Source organism: Mucilaginibacter pedocola (assembly GCF_002013915.1).
Taxonomy (GTDB): domain Bacteria; phylum Bacteroidota; class Bacteroidia; order Sphingobacteriales; family Sphingobacteriaceae; genus Mucilaginibacter; species Mucilaginibacter pedocola.
In genome coordinates this window covers 469,607-493,046 of the sequence record NZ_MBTF01000001.1, presented here as the reverse complement: position 1 = coordinate 493,046, position 23,440 = coordinate 469,607, and the positions used below count along the sequence as shown (strand labels likewise).

Genomic DNA, 23,440 nt, shown 5'->3' with positions numbered 1-23,440 from the left:
TGGTTAATTTAACCGCAAAGCCCGCAAAGTTTTCGCAAATAGCGCAAAGTTTTTTCTTGTGGGATACCATTTTTGATACTACTCATTCATAGTTGCATTTGGTTGTGATTTGTTACATTCGATCAATTCGTGTTCGCTCAAAGAAAATTTATAATCGGTGGAATCGAACACAATCGGTGAAATCACTAAACAGAACACTTCTTTCCGTATCTTAGCAGCGTTACATATTACCTATGTCAAAAAAGAAGAAAAAAGGAAACTCCACCATCAACCAGGTACTCACCCAAATGGTGTTGGATATATTTGAACAAAACGGCAATACGCCGCTCAACTATAAACAGGTATCGGCCAAACTGAACGTGCGCGACCCTGATGCCCGCGATGTGATATTCGATATTCTGCAGGAAGAAACATTTAAAGGTGTTTTAAAAGAGATCTCGGCGGGTAAATTCCAATTACTGGAACTGAAAACTTTTGTGGAAGGTAAAGTAGATCTCACCAATGATGGCTCGGCCTTTATTGTTACCGACGATCCTACCGAAACCGATATTTTTATAGCTCCTCGCAAACTGCGCAACGCTCTCAACGGAGACCGCGTAAAGGTTTACGTATACGCCAAAAGCAAGGGCAAACGCCAGGAAGGCGAAGTGATAGAGATATTACAACGCCACAAAATGGAGTTTACCGGTGTGGTGAAATTATCAGAACGTTTTGCCTTCTTCATCCCCGACGACCGCAAGATGATGCACGATATTTTCATCCCTATTACGGACCTGAATGGTGCCAAGAACGGTATAAAAGCCGTTGCCGAAATTACCGACTGGCCCGCCGGCGCTAAAAACCCCATCGGCCGCATCAAACACGTATTGGGTAACCAGGGCGAGAACGATACCGAAATGAACGCCATTTTGGCCGAGTATGGTTTCCCGCTCTCCTTCCCTGCGGAAGTGGAAAAAGATGCAGAGGAGATACCTGCAGAAATATCGGCCGAAGAAATTGCCAAACGCAAGGATTTCCGCAATACACTCACCTTCACTATCGACCCATTTGATGCCAAGGATTTTGACGATGCTATATCGTTTAAAAAGCTTGATAACGGGCATTATGAAGTTGGTGTGCACATTGCCGATGTGTCGCACTACATCATCCCCGATTCGGCTTTGGATAAAGAGGCCTACGAACGCGGAACCTCAGTTTATTTAGTAGACAGGGTGATACCCATGCTGCCCGAAAGGCTATCGAACGGGCTATGCTCGCTTCGTCCGCACGAGGATAAGCTTTGTTTTGCTGCCGTTTTTGAGATGGACGAAAATGCCAATGTGGTAGAGCAATGGTTCGGCAAAACGGTTATCCATAGCGACAGGCGCTTTACCTACGAGGAAGTGCAGGACGTAATAGAAACCAAAACCGGCGACTACGTAGAAGAGATCGAGAAGCTTAACGCCCTTGCCTACAAACTGCGCGAACGTAAATTTAAGGCAGGCGCCATCAGTTTCGAGGCTACCGAGGTTAAATTCAAGCTTGATGAAACAGGCAAACCAATTGGCGTTTATGTAAAGGAGCGTAAAGATGCTCATAAACTGATTGAAGACTTTATGTTGCTGGCCAATAAAAAAGTGGCCGAACATGTAAGCAAAATGGGCAAAGGCAAACACAAGTACACCTTTGTTTACCGCGCTCACGATTCCCCTAAGCCAGATGCACTGGCCAACTTTGCGCAATTCGCGGCACGTTTTGGCTATAAAATAAATACCAAGAGCGATAAAGAAATTGCTAAATCGCTCAACTTTTTAATGGACGATGTAGAGGGTAAAAAAGAGCAGAACGTGCTTACGCATTTGGCCATCCGCAGTATGGCCAAGGCAATTTACACCACCAAAACCAGCAGCCACTATGGCCTGGCCTTCGACCACTATACCCACTTTACTTCGCCCATACGCCGTTACCCCGATGTGATGGTGCACCGTTTGCTGTTCCACTACCTAAACGGTGGGCAAAGCGCCAATGCCGACCACTACGAAGAATTGTGCAAGCACAGCTCGGCCATGGAGAAAAAGGCGGCAGATGCTGAGCGTTCGTCAGTTAAATACAAACAGGCCGAATACCTGAAAGACCAGGTGGGCAATGTGTTTACGGGCATTATTTCGGGCGTTACCGAATGGGGTATGTATGTTGAGATCATCGAGAACAAATGCGAGGGCATGATACGCCTGCGCGATATTACCGACGATTTTTATACCCTGGATGAAAAGAATTACGCCATTATTGGCCAACGTAAAAAGAAGGTTTACCAACTTGGCGATGAAGTGAGCATCCGCGTGAAAAATGTGGACCTGACCAAGAAACAAATAGATTTTACTTTAGTACAGAATTAGCTTTAGTGAGTGGTGAATGGTTGAATGGTGAGTGGTTGCGTTAACCATTTCTCTTAATCAACCACTCTCCAATAACCACCCCATGAGAAAACTCGAAGACCTGCAAGCGCTTATTGCTACCTCGGTAGAACAGCTGAAATTCCCGCTTTACCCGGCCGAATTATACGAGCCTATCACTTACATTTTATCTATAGGCGGTAAACGCATGCGGCCTGCTCTGCTATTGATGGCCTGCGACCTCTTCGGTGGCGATGTGGAAGCTGCCCTGCCCCCTGCGCTGGCCATTGAGGTGTTCCACAACTTTACGCTGATGCACGATGATATTATGGACGTGGCCCCCCTACGCCGCGGCCGCGCCACCGTGCACGAAAAATGGAACCAAAATGTGGCTATCCTAAGCGGCGATGTAATGCTAATAGAAGGCTACAAGCTGATGATGCAGGTGCGCGATAACATACTACGCCGCGTGCTGGATATTTTTAACGAAACCGCAGTTGGCGTATGCGAAGGCCAACAACTGGACATGACCTTCGAGACGAGTACCGATATCAACATTGCCGACTACATTAACATGATACGCCTGAAAACCGCTGTGGTATTGGGTGGAGCACTAAAAATTGGTGCGTTAATAGGCGAAGCCAGCGAAACTGATGCCGATCTGTTATCAGATTTTGGCGTGAATCTGGGCATAGCCTTCCAACTGCAGGATGATATTTTAGACGTATACGGCGATCCGCTTAAATTTGGCAAACAAGTTGGCGGCGATATTATTTCGAATAAAAAAACCTACCTGCTGCTAAAAGCACAGCAATTAGCCACCGGCACCAATGCCGAAGAACTGGCGGGATGGCTAAGTAAAACACAGTTCGACGCTGCCGAAAAAGTAACTGCTGTAACCCAAATTTACAACAGTGCCGATGTACGCACCTACGCTGAAGCCGAAATGCAAACCTACGCCGAGAAAGCCTTCGCTGCGCTTGAAAAGATAAACTTGCCCGAAGACAGTAAACAATACCTCCGCGATTTTGCTGATGGATTGCTGGTGAGGGAATATTAGGGGGAAGTTGTAAGTCTTAAGTCTGGAGTTGTAAGTCTAAAGTTTGAATTATCGAGCCTGCAGTGCTTTTTTTGCCAATACTCATGAGCGATAGCGCGGCAACCTTGTAGTTAAGCATTACAGCTCTGCCATTAAACATTAAAAAGCGACATCATTGATTTAAGGGAAAATATATTTTACCTTTAGACTATGAAGCGCCTAATCCTTAATATATTAACCTTTTATTTTAGCCTAATTTTCGGGTCGGCATTCGCTCAAACAAAACCAAATCAAGAAATAGTAACCACAGGTAAGGCGCAATTTTTAAGTGTTGCAGAAAACCAACCCAAGTTCCCGGGAGGCGATACCGCTTTTAGAAAATTCATTGGAAAGAATTTACGCTGGCCGGAAATACAAATGGAAAGTGAGGGCACAGTTATCTTAGGATTTGTCGTGCAGAAGAACGGGCGATTGACAGATTATAAAATTTATAGGGAAGTAAATCCCGAATTTGCTGCGGAAGCGTTGCGGGTGATGAAATTATCACCCCGTTGGATACCGGCAAAATTAAACGGGAAGCCTGTGGCATCCAGATCTACTGTTCCAATAAGATTTCACGTTGAGGAATAAACAATGCAAAGAGTAATTATTCTCGTTGGATTAATTTGTTTTGGCTATTTCGCCACTGCACAGCAAAAGTTGCCTAAAATCAATCCTAAGGACACTACGGTATATTCGGCGGTAGACCAGCAGCCGCAGTTTGGCATAGATGAGAACGCCTTTAATAAGTATATAGTTAAGAACCTTAACTTCCAACCAGATACTACAGAAGAACTGCAGTGGCGTGTTATCGCCAGCTTTATAGTGGAAAAAGATGGCTCAGTTTCGCATATAAAAGTGCTTCGGCCTAAAAATACCCGATTTGAGAAAGCATTCGTAGATATGCTTAAAGCAGCACCTAAGTGGCAGCAACCGGCTATACATGAAGGATATTACGTTAGATGCGAATATTCAGTTCCAATTCACTTCCATTGGGCAAGTAAATACGATGACTAACTGACACAAAATTTTTACTTGCCTATCCCCCCGCTCCTCGCTATATTCAAGCCAATGAAAAAGATATACTCCCTCATATTTCTAACGGCCGTTGCTATCACTGCCTCTGCCCAAACAAAAACCACATCGGGTGGCAAGCTCAAACCCGAACAAGCCAATATGGATGTAAGGCACTACACCATTGCGCTTGATGTAAACATGGAGCAGAAAACCATTGATGGTTATGCTACCATAGATATCATCACGGCCAAACCAACGCATGTGTTGTTGTTCGACTTGCTTGATTCGCTGAACGTGAGCAACGTTTTAGTGAACGGTAAAAAAGAGCCGTTTACTTATAAAAACAACATGATCACCATAAACACGGTGAAAGAGCTGCCCGCAGGTAAGGCCAGCGTAAAAGTGGTTTATGGTGGCAAACCTCACATCGCCGTTCGCCCGCCATGGGACGACGGGTTTACGTTCACCCGCGATAGTACCGGCCACCCATGGTTGTCAGTTACTGCCGAAGGTACCGGTGGTAAAATATATTACCCTTGTAAAGACCATCCATCCGATGAACCTAACGAAGGTGCCGACCTCATCATCACTGTACCCAAAGGTTTGGTAGTTGCCGGACCGGGCTTATTGGTTAAGCAGTCGGACAAAGGCAATAAGAGCACTTTCCATTGGCGCACCAAATACACTATCAACAACTACAGCATCCTGTTCAATGTGGGCGATTACAAATTGGTAAAACGCAGCTATAAAAGTGTTGCAGGCAATACGGTGCCTATCTGGTTCTATGTATTGAACGAGCATGCCGACAAGGCCGATAAGCTGATGGATATTTTCGAGGTTACCATCCACGAAAAGGAAAAATACTTTGGTGAGTACCCATGGGCTAAAGAGAAAGTAGGTTTGGTAGAAACACCGCACCTGGGTATGGAGCACCAAAGCATGGTAGCCTATGGCAATAAATTCAAATACGTTAAAGTTGGCTCGCAGGATTACGACTGGCTGCTGCACCACGAGTTCGGCCACGAATGGTGGGGCAATAAAGTAACGGCTATAGACTGGGCCGACTACTGGATACATGAGGGTATCGATACTTATTCAGATGCATTATTCACGCTCGAATTTGCGGGCAGGCAGGCGTATATAGATAATTTCAAAAAGTCGGCAAAAGGCTTCCAAAACAAACTGCCGTTGGTGCTGGGTAAAGATATCGACGAGGAAAGCGCCTACAATGGCGACATATACGGCAAAGGCGGCTTTTTTATGCACACGTTGCACTATGTAATGGGCGACAGCCTTTTCTTTGCCACGCTGAAAGGTTTTGCCACATCGCCGGAGCACACCTACGATAACCTGAACAACAGCGAGGGCGTAGAACAATATTTCAGCAAAGCTTACGGCAAAAGCCTGAAGCCGTTGTTCGATATGTACCTGCTTACAGTAAACAAACTGGAGATAAGCGTTATCCCCACACGTGGCGACAATAAATACCTGGTAAAGCTGAACAATATGGATATGCCGCTACCGCTGGATGTAACCACCGATGCAGGCACTAAACGCCTTGTTGTTGATAGCAAAGGAGTTACTATTACCAGCAAAACTATGCCGGTGGTTGATGCGGACGGGTGGTATTTGAAGCGCGTGATATACGAATAAAACCACATATTCGCGTTATGAAACTTATAGTATCTATTGCTTTTATTTTGATGAATTATACAGGTTTTGCCCAAACAAGCCCGGCACCCGCAGGTAGAGAATTACATCCCGATTCTTTGTTAAAAGCAGCACAACGCGGCGAAGTTTTTACCGCTGTGCAGCGCAACCCGCAGTTTCCCGGAGGCAATGCTGCGTTTGGCCAATACCTGGCAGCAAACATTAAATATCCTAAAAATGCCGCCAAAAATAAAATAGGCGGTACCGTAATATTAACCATGATTGTAGAGACCGATGGAAGCGTTGCTGAAGTAAAGGTTTTGAGAAGCGTTGATAAAGAATTGGATGAAGAAGCCATGAGAGTGGTGAAAGCCTCTCCGAAATGGTTGCCAGCTATTCAAAACGACAAACCTGTTAGGGTAATGTATAACGTGCCTATAAATTTCAGTGCAAAATAATCGGCCGCTCGTTTTAAACAGCACCATATTATAGCATAGCGCTATTTACTAAATATTATCGTCATAAGTATAGCACAAGATAGGCAAAAGCCCCTCTTGTACTATTACTAAGTTCAGCGAGGCAAACAGTTCTCCGTACCCCCGACAGTACAGGATGGTTCCTGTCCGCATGCTTTCGATATTAGGGCGTTCTATCACACCGCCCGCATGAGCTTACGTAAACTTCTCGCCCTCCTTTGCATCTTATTACCCTTTCTGTTAAATCCCATTGCGGCATCAGCCCAATCAAGAGCGCTTTTTAATGCCCCGCCTCCACAGACCCAATCAAGGGTTTATTGGTTTTGGATATACAACCGCGTTACAAAAGAGAGCATCGCCCGCGATTTGCGCGAATTTAAAGCCAAGGGTATCAGCGGCGTAAACATGATCTGCAACGGTGGCTATGCCGGGAAAGAGCCGCTTCCCGGAGTGGATTTCTTAAGCAAAGAATGGCGCGAACTGTTCCGTTTTGCCGTGAAGGAAGCCAACCGCTTGCACATCGAATTTGGCTTTAATCTCGCAGGCGGCTGGACGCTGATGGGCCCATCGGTAACACAAGATGATGCCATGAAAAAGGTTGTATGGTCGAAATTAACCGTCGATGGAGGTAAAAAATCCTCCTCGAAACTTCCTGTCCCAGAAACAGTGGAAGGCTATTACCACGATATTATTGTGCAGGCCTTTCAGTTATCGGCAGATAGCACAGTTATACCGGGCACATTAACCGATATTAGCAGTAAGCTTAGCCACGATGGCACCCTTAACTGGGATGTGCCCGCAGGTAAATGGGTGATCATGCGTAGTGGTTATACGCTAACGGGCCATCCCTGGAGTAAGTGGAAAGCATACCCGGAAGGCGATACTTTTAAAGGCGGCGAAGGTTATGAAATAGACTATCTAAGCAAGCGTGCGCTGGATAATTACTTTGATCACCTGGGCAAAACGGTAATCGCCGAAGCTAAAAAGGCCGGGGCGCATATAGATTACTTATGGTGCGATAGCTGGGAATGCGGCAAACTAACCTGGACTCAGGATATGGCCCAGCAGTTCCGCAAACTGCGCGGGTATGATGTCCTCCCCTTTTTCCCGGCATTGGCGGGTTACACTGTACAAACTAAAGACGTTTCTCAAAGATTTAAAGAGGATTTCGACCGCACCATTCAAGACCTCATTGCCGAAAACTGCTACGGACATTTTGCAGAACTTTGCCACAAAAATGGCATGCGCGTGGGTACCGAAGCCGGTGGCCCTAATGACATCCCGCCCATGGACGTATTAAAAAACTTCAGCACAGCCGATATTATTGCCGGCGAGTTTTGGGTTAACGGGCACCGTAACGCGCCGGGCGGGTATAATAAAAACCGCATGTCGCGCCTTAACCTCAAACAAACTGCCACCGCTGCGCATGTTTACGGTAAAGTTGAAGCAGAAGCCGAGGCCTTTACCGAACAGGAACATGATGCTACACACTGGACGCTGGGGCCATCTGACCTGAAACCTTACGCGAACGATGCTTTCTGCGAGGGTATAAACCGCTTAATGCTGCACTCGGCTACCAGCCAGCCCCCATCAGATGGCAAGCCGGGCTATGAATATTGCGCGGGTACGCATTTTACGCCAAACATTACCTGGTGGGAACAATCCCCCGCATTTTTTAATTACCTCAACCGTTGCCAGTATATGCTGCAGCAGGGCAAATTTGTTGCCGATGTTTGTTTTTACCTTGGCGAAAGGCCGCCGCTACTGGCTCCGCCCAAATATAACATCCCCACCCTTGGCCCTGGTTACGATTGCGATTACGCCAACCCCGATGTTTTACTCAACCGCATGAGCGTTAAAAACGGGCGCATTATGTTGCCTGATGGCATGAGCTACCGCTTATTGGTATTACAAAACTGTGTATCGCCTGTGCCGGATATAGCAAAGGCACTAGGATCTTACCAGCAATTAACGGTGCCGACTGAGGCTTCAAAATCCATGTCGCTACCGGTTATCAAAAAATTAAAAGAGATGATCTATGCGGGTGCTACCGTGATAGGTGCGCCCCCCGAGAATGCAGGCCTATTGGATAATTACCCTGCACAGGATGCTGAAGTGAGAAAGATAGCCGCAGAGTTATGGGGCGATTTAGACGGCACGAACCGTACCGAACGTAAATTGGGTAAAGGCAAGCTTATTTGGGGAAAAACAGCCAGAAAGGTATTGGCCCAAATCGGCACCATCCCTGGCTTTACTTTCGCGGCTCAAAATGAAGACCCGGAGAGATTCGACTACATCCATCGCCGCACTGCCGACACTGATATTTATTTTGTGATAAACCGTACAGAAAAGGAGCAGGCAAGCGAATTTACATTCCGCGTAGCGGGCAAACAACCAGAGATATGGGATGCAAACACCGGTAAGATCGTCGATGCCAAGGCTTATGAGGTAAGCAAAGGTTCGGTAAAAGTACCGCTGGAGTTTTCGCCGTTCGGCTCGTACTTCATCATCTTCAGAAAACCTGCTCCCGAAGGAAAATCCCGCGCAACAACCAATTTCCCGCAATTAACCCAAACAGCAGAACTGGCCGGCCCATGGCTCATATCATTTGATCCTGAGTGGGGTGGCCCCGCAAGTACCAGCTTCAAAGCGCTGAATAGCTGGACCGAACACAAAGAAGAAGGTATAAAATATTACTCGGGTACAGCGGTCTATCACAAAACCTTCCGCGTGGCAAAAAAAGAACGCCTCTACCTCGACCTTGGCGATGTCAAAAACGTAGCCGAGATTAAGCTGAACGGTAAAAAATTAGGTGTGCTATGGTGCGCTCCATGGCGCATAGAAATAAGCGATGCGCTAAAGATTGGCGATAATAAGCTGGAAATAGCCGTTACTAACCTGTGGGCAAACCGTGTGGTACACGATCTTAGCCTGCCTGTTTCGCAACGCCTTACTAAAACCCATGAGAGTTTCCGGTTTGATATGCTCAATGTTGAAACCCCCATATTGCCCTCGGGGTTATTGGGGCCGGTAAGGCTTTATCATTAAGGATATGCCGCCCTGTCCCGGCCATACAGCGCCGGGCAGGCAAGCTTTATCAATAATCGCGACGTTATCCAAAACAAAAAAGCCCCGTATCATTTCGATACAGGGCTTTCTATATTGTAAAGCTCTATTGAGAATTACTCAGCAGCTACTTCTTCAGCATCAGCAGCAGCTTCTTTTTTAGCTTTTGGTGCTTTTGCAGCTTTAGGTGCTTCTTCGGCTTTAGCTTCAACAGCAACAGCTGCTTTAGGCGCTAAGTCTTCAGCTACAGGTGCAGCTTCGAAAGGAATAACCGAAACGTATGAGCGGTTATCAGCTTTCTTTTTGAATACTACGTTACCGGCAACCAAAGCAAACAAAGTATGGTCTTTACCAATACCTACGTTTAAACCAGGGTTGTGTTGAGTACCACGCTGACGAACGATGATGTTACCGGCAATTGCAGGCTGGCCACCGAAAATTTTGATACCTAAACGTTTGCTATGTGATTCGCGGCCGTTTCTTGAACTACCGGCCCCTTTTTTATGTGCCATTTCTTAATTCTTTTTATGGGATATAAAACCCCGGTTAAAATTTAATTATAATGTGATACCGGTGATCTCTATCTTGGTAAATTGCTGGCGGTGGCCATTTTTCTTTTTGTAACCTTTTCTTCTTTTCTTTTTGAAAACGATTACTTTATCACCTTTTAAATGAGACACGATCTTAGCCGATACTTTAGCGCCAGCCAGGTCTGCACCCAGTTTAAAGCTACCTTCGTTCTCTGCTAACAACACATTGTCAAATTCAATATTAGCGCCTTCATCTCCCTGTAAGCGGTGTACAAAGAGCTGCTGGTCTTTCGCAACTTTAAACTGTTGCCCGGCTATACTTACTATTGCGTACATTGTTGATTAATTATTGTTTTAAATTTTGAGGTGCAAATATAGAGTTAATATTTTTCAAAAGCAATTAATGCGAAGGAATATTATTTGAATACCAAGCCTATACTTTTGTTGAGTGAACGCGAATTATACGAAAGAGGCGAATTTCACAAATCATTTTGGCTAATTTATAGCAAGTATTAGCAAGCAAAGCAGAAGCTAAGATTCGTGAAATTAGCTTAATTCGGTGAAATTAGTGTTCACTCAATTCGTATTTATTACCTCTTCTCCGCTTCGTCCAGCTTCTTCTGAATTTCTTTTATCAGGCGTTCGTTGGCATCAACCAATTTTTCGGGGCCATCGTAATTAGCATCAAAAGTTACTTTCTTGGTTTTGCGTTTATAGCTAAAGGTAATAATGTAGCGTGCAACATGCTTGGCACTGTCGCTGCCCAGTTCGTTAGTGGGGAAATCCCAAAAACCCAGGTCGGCGGCTTTGCGGTGCAGGTACAACAAGTCGGCTTCGTTTAAACGCATATGCATTTTTATTACCGAGTCTTTCTTGTTAACGTATTGGTATTCGCCGGTTTGCGAGTTATATTTATTCAACAGGCTATCGCGGTAGCCAAACTCTAAAGAAACGTAATTAAATTCAGAAAACTTATACGGAGCGTTCTTCACCATCATACCATAATAGTAAAAACAGTAAAGCAAAAAAGGAATAGCAACGCTGAAGATAAAGAAAAGCTTTTTAGAACGAACAGAAGACATCAGTACTTAGTATTTGTTAAAGGCGCAAAAGTGGATATTTAATTTTAAATGATTAACACAGAAGTTTAATCTTTTAGGTCGTCATCAATTGGCGCACCCTTTAGTTCACTTTCCCATTTGCTTACTACCGCAGTTGCCATAGCATTGCCTAATACGTTAGTTGCCGAGCGGCCCATATCCAATAATGGATCGATACCTATCAATAGCGCCAGCCCGGCTTCGGGAATATTAAATAACGATATGGTGCCCGCAATAACTACCAACGATGCACGCGGCACGCCGGCAATACCTTTACTGGTAAGCATCAGTACCAAAAGCATAGAAAGTTGTTGGCTAAAGCTTAGGTGTATACCGTATGACTGCGCCAGGAAAAGCGAAGCGAAGGTCATGTACATCATCGAGCCATCGAGGTTGAAAGAGTAGCCCAGCGGAAGCACAAAGCTTACGATCTTGTTGTTACAGCCAAAGCGCTCCAGTTCAAGCAGTACTTTAGGGTAAGCCGCTTCGCTGGTAGATGTACTGAAGGCAATCAGCATAGCATCTTTTATACGGCTAACCAAATTGAAGGCCTTCTTCTGCAAAACGGCAAAACCCGCCAGCACAATTACCAGCCACAGTATCAGTAATGAAAAATAAAACTCGCCTATAAATATGGCATAAGTAGAAAGTATGCCTAAGCCCTGTTTAGCTATAATAGCCGTAATAGCGCCAAACACTGCCAATGGCGCCAGTTGCATTACGTAACCGGTTATCTTTAATATAACATGCGCTACCGCATCAAGGGCTTTTATCACAATGTAACCTTGCTCGCCTATGGCAGCAGTAGCCACGCCGAAGAACAACGAGAACACCACGATCTGCAATATCTCGTTATTGGCCATAGCCTCTATAAAACTCTTCGGGAACACGTGGCCAATAAAATCGCGCAAGGAAAGGGCCGTTTTTTGGATGCCTGTACTCAAATGGCTATCCGGCAAGGGTAAATGCATAGTTTCGCCGGGGCGGAAAAAGTTTACCAGTACCATACCCAGCAATAGCGATACAAGCGTAGCACTCAAGAACCAAAGCAGGGTCTTCCCTCCTATTCGGCCGACAGATTTAATATCGCCCACCTTGGCAACACCCACCACTAATGTACTGAATACAAGCGGAGCTACTATCATTTTGATAAGCCTCAGGAATATATCGCTCAGCACAGTAAAGCCAACCAATTTATCTTCGCGTGCCGAATCGCTCTCTTTGCGAACTTTTACCTGCTCTGTGCGTTGTGTTTTTAGCGCTTTATAATCAGCTGTGGTGGTATCTTTTATAGTGAGGATTTGCTGGTCGATAGTTTTTATTTGCGCTTCGGCTGCGCTCATTTTGGTATTAATGGCGTTAATAACCGTGGCATTATAAATATAGCCGGCAATTACACCCAGCACAAGCGCTAAAAAAATATATAGCGTAAGTTTGTTTTTTGGCATTTGAGTAAGATCAGTTGCCGCTAAACTACGAAATTTACCCCCGTTTGCCCAATTTTAAATATGAGCATAGCTACCTACAGCTTACAACAAATAAAAAAAGAATTACAGCACCTGCCGGCCGAGCAGCTTGCCGAATTAACCCTGCGCCTTATCCGCTACAAAAAAGAAAACAAGGACTTGCTTGGCTACCTGCTTTTTGATGCCAATAACGAACAGGAGTTTATAGAAAGCATAAAAGCCGAAGCCGGTTTTATGTTTAGCCAGTTGCCGGTACAGCCCTATTTTGCGGCAAAGGCATTACGCAAAATTTTAAAACTACTTAGTAAATACACCAAATTTATCGGCAGCAAACCTGCCGAAATTGAACTGTTGCTCAGCTTTTGCCAAAACTATTTACAGTACGTTGTGCGCCAGGCATCGCATAAACCCATCAGGCTGATACTAACACGGCAGCTGGATAAAATTAAGACGGCCATAGTCAAACTACACGAAGACCTGCAGTTCGACTACGGGCAGGAATACGAGGCGGTTTTAGAAACAGCAGCGGGTAAATTGCCATGGTTCGATAAAAAAAGTTACATGTTGTAACAATGAGTGTGTACTTTCGTCAAACACGTAAAATCTACTAAACTATTAACAGGTGGCCGACAATAAAGAAGAAGCTTTCCGGAAGGTATACGAAGCCAATTCGAAGAAAATTTTCCATTTGTGCTACGGTTACACCGGCGACGATGATGCCGCTAACGACCTTTTGCAGGAAACCTTTTTAAAGGTTTGGCAAAACCTGCACAAGTTCCGCAACCAGGCACTGATATCTACCTGGATATACCGTATAGCGGTAAATACGTGTTTAACGTACCTGCGATCGGAAAAAAGGCAGGCGAAAGATGAGTTGACCCCGGCAATTGCCGAAACCAAACGCGAGGAGTTCTCTGAAAAGAACGAACAGGTGGCTTTGCTTTATAAATGTATATCGAAGCTGGAAGAATCGGAAAGAATTATAATAACCCTGGTGCTCGACGAAGTACCCTACCCGGAAATTGCAGATGTTTCGGGTATATCGGAAGGAAATTTGAGAGTGAAGATACACCGTATTAAACAAAAACTAACAGAACTATATAACCATTATGAAAGACTTTGATCATTTAATGATGGTTTGGCAAAAACAGCCAAAACTGGAACCGGCTGCGGTAGACGAGGTGCTGAAACAGATAAAGAAAGGGATGCGAAGCCTCACTACTAACCTGTTTTGGAGTATAACGGGTATGCTTGTGGCGCTTATTGGCGTAGGCCTGGTAACCCTGTTCTTCGTATTTCAATCGTGGGTGACATATGCGGGTATCATTATCATCCTATCAACCATGATAATTTATGTGCTGATGATGATGCGTGATTACCGCCTTATTAATAAGCAGGACCTTACCATAAACCCAACCTTGTATCTGGAAAGCCTTAAAGAATACCAGCGCAGCCGTGCTACTATTTATGGTTGGTTGTACTACCTGTATGTATTGCTGTTGAGCACAGGTTTGGCCTTATATTTTTATGAAGTGTTGCAGAGCGCATCGGCTACATTTAAATGCCTGGCATATGGGCTTACCGCTGCATGGCTATTGTTCTGTACCTTTTATTTAAAGAACCGCATATTTGCCAGTGAGCAAGAGAAACTGAGCCTGATGATAGACAGGTTGGTGAGGTTACAAAACCAGTTTGATTAATTTAATGCTAAACCGATTTCGGTTCAGTAAAAAATCACAGGTAAGCATTTAAATGACTACGCAACTGGTTGGAATACCCGCCGCCGAACAGGTTAACATGCACCAATAACGGATACAGGCACCACAGTTTTATGCGTTGCTGAAAGCCGGGGCTTAGCGGGTAGTGTTGCTGGTAAGCCTCGTAAAACGTTGCGCCAAAACCACCGAAGAGAGTAGTCAAGGCCAGGTCCATTTCGCGGTGGCCGAGGTAAACTGCCGGATCAATTAAGAAGGGTATGCCTTTTATATCAATTAGGAAATTACCGCTCCAAAGGTCGCCATGGATGAGTGCTGGTGGTTCGAGATCGAATAGCTCCGGCAATTTTGCGTAGAGTTTATCGAACTGCTGTATATCGCTTTTGCCAAGCTCTCTGCTATCGACGGCCATCTTCACTAAAGGCTGCAAGCGTTCTTCCGCGTAAAAATCTGCCCAGCTTTTGTGTTGCCTATTGCTTTGATGCAGGGAGCCGATAGTTATCCGTATCAAATCCAAATAATTCAGAAGTGGCGCGGTGTAAACTTGCCAGCCCCTCTCCCAAACTTGCAAAGCTTTTATCATCGGGCCTGGCGGCATTAACCCATTCCATCAAAAAATAACTGTAGCCATCTGCTTCTCCGCAGGCAATTCCCAGCGGTACATTAATAGCCGCCGTTTGGGCAATGCGCTTTAAGCCTTCTGCTTCCCGTTCGAACATATTGGGGAAGCGCTTCGCAGAATTTACTTTGATGAAGTATTTATTATCAGAAGTTTGCAAACAATAAGCTTCGTTAATATCGCCGCCGGAGACGGATTGTGCCTTTATTATTTTTTCGAATAATATATCTTCTACCGCGGCGGTAACAGCTTTATCTATCATCAGGTATTATGAGTTAGCTTTCAGTAAGTTAGCAAATCAATCAAACCATGCCAATTTATCCGCTTAAAAAGTTATTTTTGCGGTTGAATGAAGCACATACGTAATTTTTGTATCATAGCACATATCGACCACGGCAAAAGTACCCTTGCCGATAGGTTGTTAGAGTACACCAACACCATCACCCAGCGCGAATCGCAAGCGCAATTGCTTGACGATATGGACCTTGAGCGCGAGCGCGGTATCACCATCAAGAGCCACGCTATACAGATGGATTATGAACTGGACGGTCAAAAATACGTCCTGAACCTGATAGACACTCCCGGGCACGTAGACTTTTCTTACGAAGTTTCGCGCTCTATTGCTGCTTGCGAAGGCGCTCTGCTTATTGTAGATGCCGCGCAGGGCATACAGGCGCAAACCATATCTAACCTTTATTTGGCACTCGAGAACGACCTGGAAATTATCCCGGTACTCAACAAAATGGACCTGCCCGGCGCTATGCCCGAGGAGGTGAAAGACCAGATAGTTGACCTGATTGGTTGCAAACGCGAAGAGATATTAGCTGCATCCGGCAAAACCGGCTTGGGCGTTCACGATATTTTACGCGCCATTGTAGAGCGCGTACCCGCCCCTGTTGGCGACCCTGAGGCTCCGCTGCAGGCCTTGATCTTCGACTCGGTATTCAACTCTTTCCGCGGTATCATCGCTTATTTTAAGGTAACCAACGGCGAGATACGCAAAGGTGATAAAGTAAAATTTGTTGCGACTGAAAAAGAATACCTTGCTGATGAAGTAGGTACGCTAAAATTAAAGCAATTACCTAAGGATGTGATAAAAACCGGCGACGTGGGTTACATCATATCGGGTATAAAAGAAGCCCGCGAGGTAAAAGTGGGTGATACTATTACCAAGGTAGACCGCCCTTGCGCCGAAGGTATACAAGGTTTTGAAGAGGTAAAGCCAATGGTATTTGCCGGTATTTACCCGGTTGATACCGAAGATTACGAAGAGCTGCGCGAATCGATGGCGAAACTGCAGTTGAACGATGCTTCTTTGGTTTTCGAACCGGAATCATCTGCAGCATTAGGCTTCGGCTTCCGATGCGGTTTCCTGGGGATGTTGCACATGGAGATCATCCAGGAGCGTTTGGAGCGCGAGTTCAATATGACGGTTATTACTACCGTTCCCAACGTTTCGTACATTGCGCACGATACCAAGGGCGTTGCCTTCGCGGTAAACAACCCATCAGACCTGCCCGATCCAAGCAAGATCGACTTTGTGGAAGAGCCTTTTATTAAGGCTACCATCATTACTAAATCAGACTTTGTTGGCCCGGTAATGTCGCTTTGTATACAAAAGCGTGGTATGATCGTAAACCAATCTTACCTAACATCCGATCGTGTGGAGTTGGTATTCGAAATGCCGATGGGCGAGATCGTATTCGACTTCTATGATAAACTGAAAACCATCTCTAAAGGTTACGCCTCTTTCGATTACCACCAGATAGGCTACCGCCAATCTGACCTGGTGAAACTGGATATCCGCCTGAACAGCGAACCCGTGGATGCCTTATCATCATTGATACACCGCAGCAACTCTTACGATTTTGGCAAGAAAATATGCGAAAAACTAAAAGAGCTTTTACCGCGCCAGCAGTTCGAGATCATTATACAGGCCTCTATCGGCGCTAAGATCATCGCCCGCGAAACCGTGAAAGCAATGCGTAAGGATGTAACCGCCAAATGTTACGGCGGTGATATATCGCGTAAACGTAAACTGTTAGAAAAACAAAAAGCCGGTAAAAAACGCATGCGCCAGGTTGGTAACGTAGAGATACCACAAAGCGCATTTATGGCGGTGCTGAAACTGGACTAAGCCCCCCAGCCCCCTGAAGGGGGAGCTTTTTAAAAGCATGGAGGGCTTTATTATAAAATTATTGTTCCCCCTTTAGGGGGTTAGGGGGCTGGAGATTATGCAATTACTCGACGGAAAATACGTATCAGAAAAACTTAAGGTAGAGATAGCCGAAGAAGCGGCTAAAATATTGGAGCGCACCGGCCGCAAGCCGCATTTGGTAGCCGTATTGGTTGGCCACGATGGTGGCAGCGAAACTTATGTGGCCAGCAAAATGAAGAACTGCGAAAAAGTTGGCTTCAAATCAACTTTGGTGCGTTATGAAGATACCGTAACCGAAGAAGAACTGCTTGCTAAAGTAGCCGAACTGAATGCTGATGCTGATATCGACGGTATCATTGTTCAACTCCCCCTACCCAAACACATCGACCCGGAGAAAGTTACCGAACGCATAGACCACCGTAAAGATGTAGATGGTTTCCACCCCGTAAACTTGGGCCGTATGCAGCGCAACCTGCCATCGTTCATCCCCGCAACGCCTTACGGTATTACGCTGATGCTGAAAGAGTACGGTATCGAAACCGCAGGTAAACACTGTGTGGTAGTTGGACGTAGCAACATCGTAGGTTCGCCTATGAGCATATTGATGGCTCGTAACACCCAGCCCGGTAATTGCACTGTTACCATCTGCCACAGCAGAACACCAGATATCAAAAAATTTACGCTCGATGCCGATATCCTGATCGTAGCCATCGGCAAAAAGAATTTCATTACTGCCGATATGGTGAAGGATGGCGTGGTAATAGTTGACGTAGGCATGAACCGCGAAACATCAACCACCACTAAATCGGGCTACAAACTGTATGGCGATGTTGATTTTGATGGCGTTGCTCCAAAATCATCATGGATAACCCCGGTACCCGGTGGCGTTGGTTTGATGACTATTGTAGGCTTATTGAAAAACACCTTGGCTTCGGCTAATAAAGAGGTTTATTCGTAAAGAATAGCTAATTTCTTAAAGATATATAAATCGGCATGGCGTTTTTCGCCATGCCGATTTGCTTTTTTAGGCTTGCGCATCTGCCTTGCATACCGTACAAGTTCCCTCCTCGCCCCGTTTCGTTCGGGATGACATTATGGTTAGTATTCGCGCTAACAGCTAATGTCAAACCCACCAATGAACTATTGAACCTGTGAACCAATGAACTACCGAAGCAACGGATCGCGCTCCCTGGCAAATACTTTATACACCTGCGTATCTAAAAATGCGGGAAAGAACTTGCTGAGGAACACGGTAAGTTTACCCTGGCCGGTCATGATGAGGGTGCGGCTGCGGTTTTCTATGCCGTTTGCTATTAGGGTAGCCACCTTTTCTGAGGTCATCATTTTATTTTCTTCCAGCGTGCTTTCGCCTTGTTGCTTGCCATGTTTATCTAATGCGGTGTTGCGGATGTTTGATGCCGTGAAACCCGGGCATGCTACCATTACGTGTACACCGGTTTTTAAGTTCTCTACACGCAGTGCATCCATAAAACCGTTCATGGCATATTTACTGGCCGAATAGCCTGCACGGCCGGGAAGCCCTTTATAACCTGCAATAGATGATACGCCTACAATGCTGCCTTTGGTTTTGATGATCTCGGGCAGGGCATATTTAGTGCAATAAACCGCGCCCCAAAAGTTTACGTCCATCAAGTCTTTTAAAACTTTCAGGTCAACATCTTTGAATAGCGCACGCATGCTGATGCCGGCATTGTTGATGAGCACATCTATCCTGCCGAAGGTAAGCATAGCCTGTTTAATGAGCATACGGCAATCCTCTTCAACAGTAACATCGCACTGAACGGCTACGGCACGCACTTTTTGATGCGTTTCAATATTTTGGGCAATGGTGCACAGGTTTACGAATTGGCGTGCGCCCAACACGAGGTTAGCACCGCGGTTTGCAAATTCTATAGCGAGGGATTTACCAATGCCCGAGGAGGCACCGGTGATGACGACAACTTTATTTTTCAAGTTCATATTTAGGGGCAAACATTGGCGCCACTTCCGGGATCTTGATCTCCGGCATGCGGAACATATATTTCGCCGCGAATATAATCATCGCACCATAAAAGTGCTTGATGTAAGCCCACGTAAATTTAGCACTCTGCTGCTTCCTGAAATTGAGTATATAAGTTTTGGGGTAATAGTAATTTTTGTAGCCCGCAAGGCGTATGCGGTACGACAGGTCGATATCATGCCCGAACATGGTGAAACGCTCATCCAGCACACCCACCTCGTTCAGTACCGACTTGCGCAGCAGCATAAACGCTCCATTCACCACATCAACTTCGGCGGTTTCAAATTCATCCACCCACTTCTCATCTTTACGTTTATACAGCCTCGATTTAACGAAGTGTTTTGCCATACCTGTGAGTTTGAAGAACGACTCCCAGGCAAGGTTAAAGCCCCTGCGCGATACCTGCAAGAACCTGCCCTGCGGCGTAAGCATCCTGATGCCAACCGCGCCGGCCTTGCCGTGGTTATCCATAAAACTTAGTGTCCCCTCCAGTGCGTTACTGGCTGTTATTGTATCCGCATTGGCCAGTAAAACATACTGGCCTGTAGCTTTTTCCAATGCAAGGTTACGGCATTTCGCCATACCCAACGATTTTTCGTTGCGGATAACCTTTACTTTTGGGAACTCTGTGCGCAGCATTTTAACCGATTTATCAGTAGAGTTATCATCTACTACAATCAACTCATAGTCAACATGTTTACAAGCTTTAATTAAAGAGCCAACCGACTGCTTTAACAAGGTGCACATATTGTAATTAACTACAATTACAGAGAGTTTCATAAGCTATCAGGATAATGAGTGTTGGTACGGCACACGGGTTACAATAGATCGGCCTAAGGTAATTTCGTCTACGTACTCTAACTCTCCACCAAAAGCTATGCCACGGGCAATGGTTGATATATTTATGCTAAATTGCTTTAAACGCTTATGCAGATAGAAAATAGTGGTATCGCCTTCCATTGTTGCGCTTAAGGCAAAAATTATTTCTTTAGCACCGCCCTCTTTTAACCTTTCAACAAGTGTATCAACCTGCAGGTCACTTGGGCCTACGCCGTCCATCGGCGAAATTAAACCGCCAAGCACGTGGTATACGCCATTATACTGGTTGGTGTTCTCAATGGCCATTACATCGCGGGTATCTTCTACCACGCAAATGATGGAATGGTCGCGCTTTGGGGAACTGCATATCTCACAGGTTGCGCTATCAGATATGTTGTGGCAGGTACCACAAAACTGAATTTCGTTACGCAGGCGGCTAATGGCGCTGCTGAATTGCGCTACCTCCTCCTTATCCTGGTTAAGCAAATGCAGCACCAAACGCAGGGCCGTTTTTTGCCCAACGCCCGGTAATTTGGCAAACTCCGCAACAGCACTCTCCAGTAATTTCGAGGAAAAATTCATGGTGCAAAGGTACGGATTTTTGGGATGGTTAAGTGGTGAGTAGTTAAGTGGTGAATGGTTGGGAAATGTAATATTTGTAAGGATGGCGAAAATACTTTGTGCATACCTTAAACCGTAGCGATGGGTTTCAAACCCATCGCTACTTATTCTAATGCAGCAAATACCATAACCACTCACCACTCACTTAATCAACCACTCACCATCCTATTCACTCCTAAGATTCTTCACCGGATTAACCAACGCGGCTTTTATGGCCTGCCAGCTTACCGCAGCGAGGCAGATAACCATGCTAAGCAACAGCGTTGCGGCAAATACCCAAACGGTTATGGTGGTATGGTATGTGTATTTAGCCAGCCATTGGCTGATATTATACCAGCTTATTAACGAGCCTATTACAAAGGATATTAAAACCAACAGCACAAACTCCTGCGAAAGTTTTAGCCATAGGGCAGCGGTTCCGGCGCCCAATACTTTGCGTATGCTTATCTCGCGGCGCCTGCGCTCGGCAGAGAACGCCGCCAGTCCGAATAAACCAAGTGCTGAAAGTACAATGGCGAGGCCTGTAAATAGTACTGCCATTGCCCCCAGCAGCTTCTCGTTGCGGAACTTTGTGGCGTAGGTATCGTCGGTAAACTTATATTCGAAAGGGTAACTCGGGTTGTACTTGTTATAGATGCTTTGCAATTGCGCCAGGCTTGCGGATACCGGTTTATTAGGATTAAGGCGCATGCCTATACTTGTTGCCCAGCCTTGCATAAATCCTATTATTACAGGCTTTACAGGTTCGTAGGGAGATGCCAATACAAAATTCTTCACCACGCCTATTACCGTTCGCTTGCCTCCCATCCAGGTTATTTGCTGGCCAACGGGCTCTTTCATACGCATGAGGTTCACGGCAGCCTCGTTCAAAATAACAGCCGTAGAATCCGACGGGCGACTGGAGGAAAAATCGCGCCCTTCGAGTATCTTGAGGCGGTAGGTATCAATAAAATGATACGTGGCTGCAAGGCAATCTATGGAAATACTCTCTTCGCCGGGGAGCTGTCCCGGCCAGGTGTTATTCCAGGTGGCACCTGTTGCATTATTGATGGGGTCGGATATTAGGGCAGCGTCGGTAACCGCGCCGGAGGCCAGTATATCGCGGCGGAAAAGGTTAAATTGATCGTACATGCGGCCATCGGCAGCTATCTCTACCAAACCGTCGCGGTCGTAGCCTATGGGGCGGTCTTTTATAAAATTGATCTGCCGATAAATGAATATGCTGAATATGATCAAAGAAGTTGCGAAGGTGAACTGCAGCACCACCAGCACCTGCCGCGGGCGGATGATATTATTACTGCTCACTATTTGCCCTTTTAAAACTTTAACCGGCTTAAATGATGAAAGAAATAAAGCCGGATAGCTACCTGCAATTAAGCCTGTAATAATAGTTACCGCCAATGCTAAGCCCCATGCGGCCGGGTTAGCGTACGGCAGGCTTAAATTGATATTGATGATATTCCGGAAAACGGGCAGCAACACCATCATCAATACCACTGCCAACAGAAAGGATAGAAAGGCCATCACCAGGGATTCGCCCATAAATTGTGCAATGAGGGCACCACGCCGCGCTCCAATGGCTTTCCGTATACCCACCTCGCGTGCCCTCTTCTCCGACCGTGCGGTAGAAAGATTCATGAAGTTAATGCAGGCGATGAGCAATATGCCAACAGCCAGCAACAGGAACAGGCGCACATACTCTATACGGCCACCAACGCTTACGCCATTTTTAAATTCGCCATATAAATGCAGTTTGGCATAGGGGAACATAAACAATTTCACTGCTGCATCTTTCGCAAAATGCCGGCCTATCAGATCTTTCAGCTTACTGTTAAGTACATCGGCAGATGCGCCGGGTTTTAAACGGAGGTAAGTAAAATACGCGTAGTTGTCCCAACCTTCGCCCTTCAGCCATGGGTTTTGCGTTAGAAATGCTTCCCATGGAATAATGGCTTTGAAGGTAAAGCTCGAGTTTTGCGGATTGTCTTTTATCACCGCGCTCACCTTCATGGGGAATTGGTTTTCGTACTTCAGCATCTCTCCCATCGGGTTACGGTTACCAAAGATGGCAATAGCCGTCGACTCCGAAATAACAATGCCGGTAGGATCTGTAAGTGCGGTGCGCTTATTACCCCATACAAACTCAAAATCGAAAAGGTTAAACAGCGACTGATCGGCAGCAACTGTATTCACCTTTATCCCCTGCCCTTTTAAAGCTATCAAGGCATCTTTTGATTCGTTGATCCGTGCTACTTCTTCAACCTCCGGGAGATCTTTTTTGATGGTTCCTGCAAGCAGTTGCTGCGTTAGTGGCTTGGTGCGTATTTCGCCGTTGGTGGGCTGGTTTTTAAATACCTGGTAAAGCCGCTCGCTGTTTGTGTGGAATTTATCATAGCTGTACTCGTTATAAACGTACAGCATCAGCATAAAGCTAACCGCCATACCAAGCGCCAACCCGCCAATGTTTATAATGGATGATATTTTATTGTTGGCTATTCCGCGCCAGGCAACCTTTAAGTAATTCTTTATCATAGGCTTTTGTAATTAGCTACAATATCAGCACTATGATAAAGAGTTCAAAGGGATTTAACATTACTTAACACCGATTCCACCGATGGGGCTTGATTTCACAGATTATTTGTCCATGGTCGATAGTCCATAGACCATAGCGAGATGGTTTTTCTATGGACTATGGACTATCGACCATGGACTACCTACTATGGACTTCCTTCT

Annotated in this window: 20 protein-coding genes and 1 pseudogene; 12 read left to right on the top strand and 9 right to left on the bottom strand. The window is 45.6% G+C overall.

What is annotated here, in order from left to right; all coding sequences use genetic code 11:
- Positions 1-233: 233 nt before the first annotated feature.
- The 7 genes from rnr to BC343_RS02050 all read left to right on the top strand — a co-directional run bounded on the left by rnr (position 234) and on the right by BC343_RS02050 (position 9,641).
- Positions 234-2,375 (top strand): ribonuclease R, encoded by a 2,142-nt coding sequence (rnr, locus tag BC343_RS02080; RefSeq protein WP_078346054.1) that lies wholly within the window; start codon positions 234-236, stop codon positions 2,373-2,375.
- 82 nt (positions 2,376-2,457) lie between these two features.
- Entirely contained in the window at positions 2,458-3,432 is a 975-nt protein-coding gene (locus tag BC343_RS02075) for a polyprenyl synthetase family protein (protein ID WP_078346053.1), read from the top strand.
- Between the two features lie 189 nt (positions 3,433-3,621).
- Complete coding sequence (locus BC343_RS02070) at positions 3,622-4,041, top strand: energy transducer TonB (RefSeq protein ID WP_078346052.1); 420 nt, start codon at positions 3,622-3,624, stop codon at positions 4,039-4,041.
- A 3-nt stretch (positions 4,042-4,044) separates the two neighbouring features.
- Complete coding sequence (locus tag BC343_RS02065; RefSeq protein WP_078346051.1) at positions 4,045-4,467, top strand: energy transducer TonB; 423 nt, start codon at positions 4,045-4,047, stop codon at positions 4,465-4,467.
- Positions 4,468-4,521: 54 nt separating this feature from the next.
- Positions 4,522-6,120: a M1 family metallopeptidase gene (locus BC343_RS02060; protein WP_078346050.1), complete on the top strand. Its 1,599-nt coding sequence runs from the start codon at positions 4,522-4,524 to the stop codon at positions 6,118-6,120.
- 17 nt (positions 6,121-6,137) lie between these two features.
- A complete protein-coding gene (locus BC343_RS02055) occupies positions 6,138-6,575 on the top strand; it encodes an energy transducer TonB (protein WP_078346049.1) in 438 nt (145 codons plus the stop codon).
- Between the two features lie 207 nt (positions 6,576-6,782).
- Positions 6,783-9,641 (top strand): glycosyl hydrolase, encoded by a 2,859-nt coding sequence (locus tag BC343_RS02050; protein ID WP_078346048.1) that lies wholly within the window; start codon positions 6,783-6,785, stop codon positions 9,639-9,641.
- A 134-nt stretch (positions 9,642-9,775) separates the two neighbouring features.
- On the opposite strand, the gene rpmA is transcribed toward BC343_RS02050, so the two are convergent.
- From rpmA to BC343_RS02030, 4 genes are all read right to left on the bottom strand, one after another.
- Positions 9,776-10,171 carry a 50S ribosomal protein L27 gene (gene rpmA, locus BC343_RS02045; protein ID WP_078346047.1) on the bottom strand — a complete coding sequence of 132 codons (396 nt, stop codon included), beginning with the start codon at positions 10,169-10,171 and terminating at the stop codon, positions 9,776-9,778.
- A gap of 45 nt (positions 10,172-10,216) precedes the next feature.
- Positions 10,217-10,525 (bottom strand): 50S ribosomal protein L21, encoded by a 309-nt coding sequence (rplU, locus tag BC343_RS02040; protein ID WP_078346046.1) that lies wholly within the window; start codon positions 10,523-10,525, stop codon positions 10,217-10,219.
- Positions 10,526-10,779: 254 nt separating this feature from the next.
- The gene (locus BC343_RS02035) at positions 10,780-11,271 is read right to left on the bottom strand and encodes a hypothetical protein (RefSeq protein WP_078346045.1); all 492 of its coding nucleotides are present in this window, start codon (positions 11,269-11,271) and stop codon (positions 10,780-10,782) included.
- Between the two features lie 65 nt (positions 11,272-11,336).
- A complete protein-coding gene (locus tag BC343_RS02030) occupies positions 11,337-12,737 on the bottom strand; it encodes a dicarboxylate/amino acid:cation symporter (RefSeq protein ID WP_078346044.1) in 1,401 nt (466 codons plus the stop codon).
- A 60-nt stretch (positions 12,738-12,797) separates the two neighbouring features.
- On the opposite strand from BC343_RS02030, the gene BC343_RS02025 reads away from it, so the two are divergent.
- From BC343_RS02025 to BC343_RS02015, 3 genes are read left to right on the top strand one after another with little or no spacing between them, the layout of a single operon-like run.
- A complete protein-coding gene (locus BC343_RS02025; protein ID WP_078346043.1) occupies positions 12,798-13,325 on the top strand; it encodes a hypothetical protein in 528 nt (175 codons plus the stop codon).
- A 52-nt stretch (positions 13,326-13,377) separates the two neighbouring features.
- Positions 13,378-13,878, top strand: a complete 501-nt coding sequence (locus tag BC343_RS02020; RefSeq protein WP_078346042.1) for an RNA polymerase sigma factor — start codon at positions 13,378-13,380, stop codon at positions 13,876-13,878.
- Positions 13,865-14,455 (top strand): hypothetical protein, encoded by a 591-nt coding sequence (locus BC343_RS02015; protein WP_078346041.1) that lies wholly within the window; start codon positions 13,865-13,867, stop codon positions 14,453-14,455. Before BC343_RS02020 ends, BC343_RS02015 begins: the two co-directional genes overlap by 14 nt.
- A 34-nt stretch (positions 14,456-14,489) precedes the next feature.
- Here the strand turns inward: BC343_RS02015 and BC343_RS31930 are convergent.
- Positions 14,490-15,351: pseudogene (locus BC343_RS31930) on the bottom strand (fructosamine kinase family protein).
- 87 nt (positions 15,352-15,438) lie between these two features.
- Between BC343_RS31930 and lepA the strand changes: the two are divergent.
- Entirely contained in the window at positions 15,439-17,226 is a 1,788-nt protein-coding gene (lepA, locus tag BC343_RS02000; RefSeq protein ID WP_078346038.1) for a translation elongation factor 4, read from the top strand.
- 97 nt (positions 17,227-17,323) lie between these two features.
- Positions 17,324-18,205 carry a bifunctional 5,10-methylenetetrahydrofolate dehydrogenase/5,10-methenyltetrahydrofolate cyclohydrolase gene (locus BC343_RS01995; RefSeq protein WP_078346037.1) on the top strand — a complete coding sequence of 294 codons (882 nt, stop codon included), beginning with the start codon at positions 17,324-17,326 and terminating at the stop codon, positions 18,203-18,205.
- Between the two features lie 206 nt (positions 18,206-18,411).
- Here the strand turns inward: BC343_RS01995 and BC343_RS01990 are convergent, their stop codons facing one another.
- From BC343_RS01990 to BC343_RS01975, 4 genes are all read right to left on the bottom strand, one after another.
- Positions 18,412-19,227: an SDR family oxidoreductase gene (locus BC343_RS01990; protein ID WP_078346036.1), complete on the bottom strand. Its 816-nt coding sequence runs from the start codon at positions 19,225-19,227 to the stop codon at positions 18,412-18,414.
- Positions 19,211-20,047: a glycosyltransferase family 2 protein gene (locus BC343_RS01985; RefSeq protein WP_078346035.1), complete on the bottom strand. Its 837-nt coding sequence runs from the start codon at positions 20,045-20,047 to the stop codon at positions 19,211-19,213. Before BC343_RS01985 ends, BC343_RS01990 begins: the two co-directional genes overlap by 17 nt.
- A 6-nt stretch (positions 20,048-20,053) precedes the next feature.
- Positions 20,054-20,668, bottom strand: coding sequence for a recombination mediator RecR (gene recR / locus BC343_RS01980; RefSeq protein WP_078346034.1), 615 nt, complete (start codon positions 20,666-20,668; stop codon positions 20,054-20,056).
- 204 nt (positions 20,669-20,872) lie between these two features.
- A complete protein-coding gene (locus BC343_RS01975) occupies positions 20,873-23,239 on the bottom strand; it encodes an ABC transporter permease (protein WP_078346033.1) in 2,367 nt (788 codons plus the stop codon).
- Positions 23,240-23,440 lie beyond the last annotated feature (201 nt).

Excerpts from the sequence above, each read along its gene's own strand:
- rnr (WP_078346054.1), top strand. The coding sequence starts at position 234 with ATGTCAAAAAAGAAGAAAAAAGGAAACTCCACCATCAACCAGGTACTC.
- BC343_RS02075 (WP_078346053.1), top strand. The coding sequence starts at position 2,458 with ATGAGAAAACTCGAAGACCTGCAAGCGCTTATTGCTACCTCGGTAGAA.
- BC343_RS02070 (WP_078346052.1), top strand. The coding sequence starts at position 3,622 with ATGAAGCGCCTAATCCTTAATATATTAACCTTTTATTTTAGCCTAATT.
- BC343_RS02065 (WP_078346051.1), top strand. The coding sequence starts at position 4,045 with ATGCAAAGAGTAATTATTCTCGTTGGATTAATTTGTTTTGGCTATTTC.
- BC343_RS02060 (WP_078346050.1), top strand. The coding sequence starts at position 4,522 with ATGAAAAAGATATACTCCCTCATATTTCTAACGGCCGTTGCTATCACT.
- BC343_RS02055 (WP_078346049.1), top strand. The coding sequence starts at position 6,138 with ATGAAACTTATAGTATCTATTGCTTTTATTTTGATGAATTATACAGGT.
- BC343_RS02050 (WP_078346048.1), top strand. The coding sequence starts at position 6,783 with ATGAGCTTACGTAAACTTCTCGCCCTCCTTTGCATCTTATTACCCTTT.
- rpmA (WP_078346047.1), bottom strand. The coding sequence starts at position 10,171 with ATGGCACATAAAAAAGGGGCCGGTAGTTCAAGAAACGGCCGCGAATCA.
- rplU (WP_078346046.1), bottom strand. The coding sequence starts at position 10,525 with ATGTACGCAATAGTAAGTATAGCCGGGCAACAGTTTAAAGTTGCGAAA.
- BC343_RS02035 (WP_078346045.1), bottom strand. The coding sequence starts at position 11,271 with ATGTCTTCTGTTCGTTCTAAAAAGCTTTTCTTTATCTTCAGCGTTGCT.
- BC343_RS02030 (WP_078346044.1), bottom strand. The coding sequence starts at position 12,737 with ATGCCAAAAAACAAACTTACGCTATATATTTTTTTAGCGCTTGTGCTG.
- BC343_RS02025 (WP_078346043.1), top strand. The coding sequence starts at position 12,798 with ATGAGCATAGCTACCTACAGCTTACAACAAATAAAAAAAGAATTACAG.
- BC343_RS02015 (WP_078346041.1), top strand. The coding sequence starts at position 13,865 with ATGAAAGACTTTGATCATTTAATGATGGTTTGGCAAAAACAGCCAAAA.
- lepA (WP_078346038.1), top strand. The coding sequence starts at position 15,439 with ATGAAGCACATACGTAATTTTTGTATCATAGCACATATCGACCACGGC.
- BC343_RS01995 (WP_078346037.1), top strand. The coding sequence starts at position 17,324 with ATGCAATTACTCGACGGAAAATACGTATCAGAAAAACTTAAGGTAGAG.
- BC343_RS01990 (WP_078346036.1), bottom strand. The coding sequence starts at position 19,227 with ATGAACTTGAAAAATAAAGTTGTCGTCATCACCGGTGCCTCCTCGGGC.
- BC343_RS01985 (WP_078346035.1), bottom strand. The coding sequence starts at position 20,047 with ATGAAACTCTCTGTAATTGTAGTTAATTACAATATGTGCACCTTGTTA.
- recR (WP_078346034.1), bottom strand. The coding sequence starts at position 20,668 with ATGAATTTTTCCTCGAAATTACTGGAGAGTGCTGTTGCGGAGTTTGCC.
- BC343_RS01975 (WP_078346033.1), bottom strand. The coding sequence starts at position 23,239 with ATGATAAAGAATTACTTAAAGGTTGCCTGGCGCGGAATAGCCAACAAT.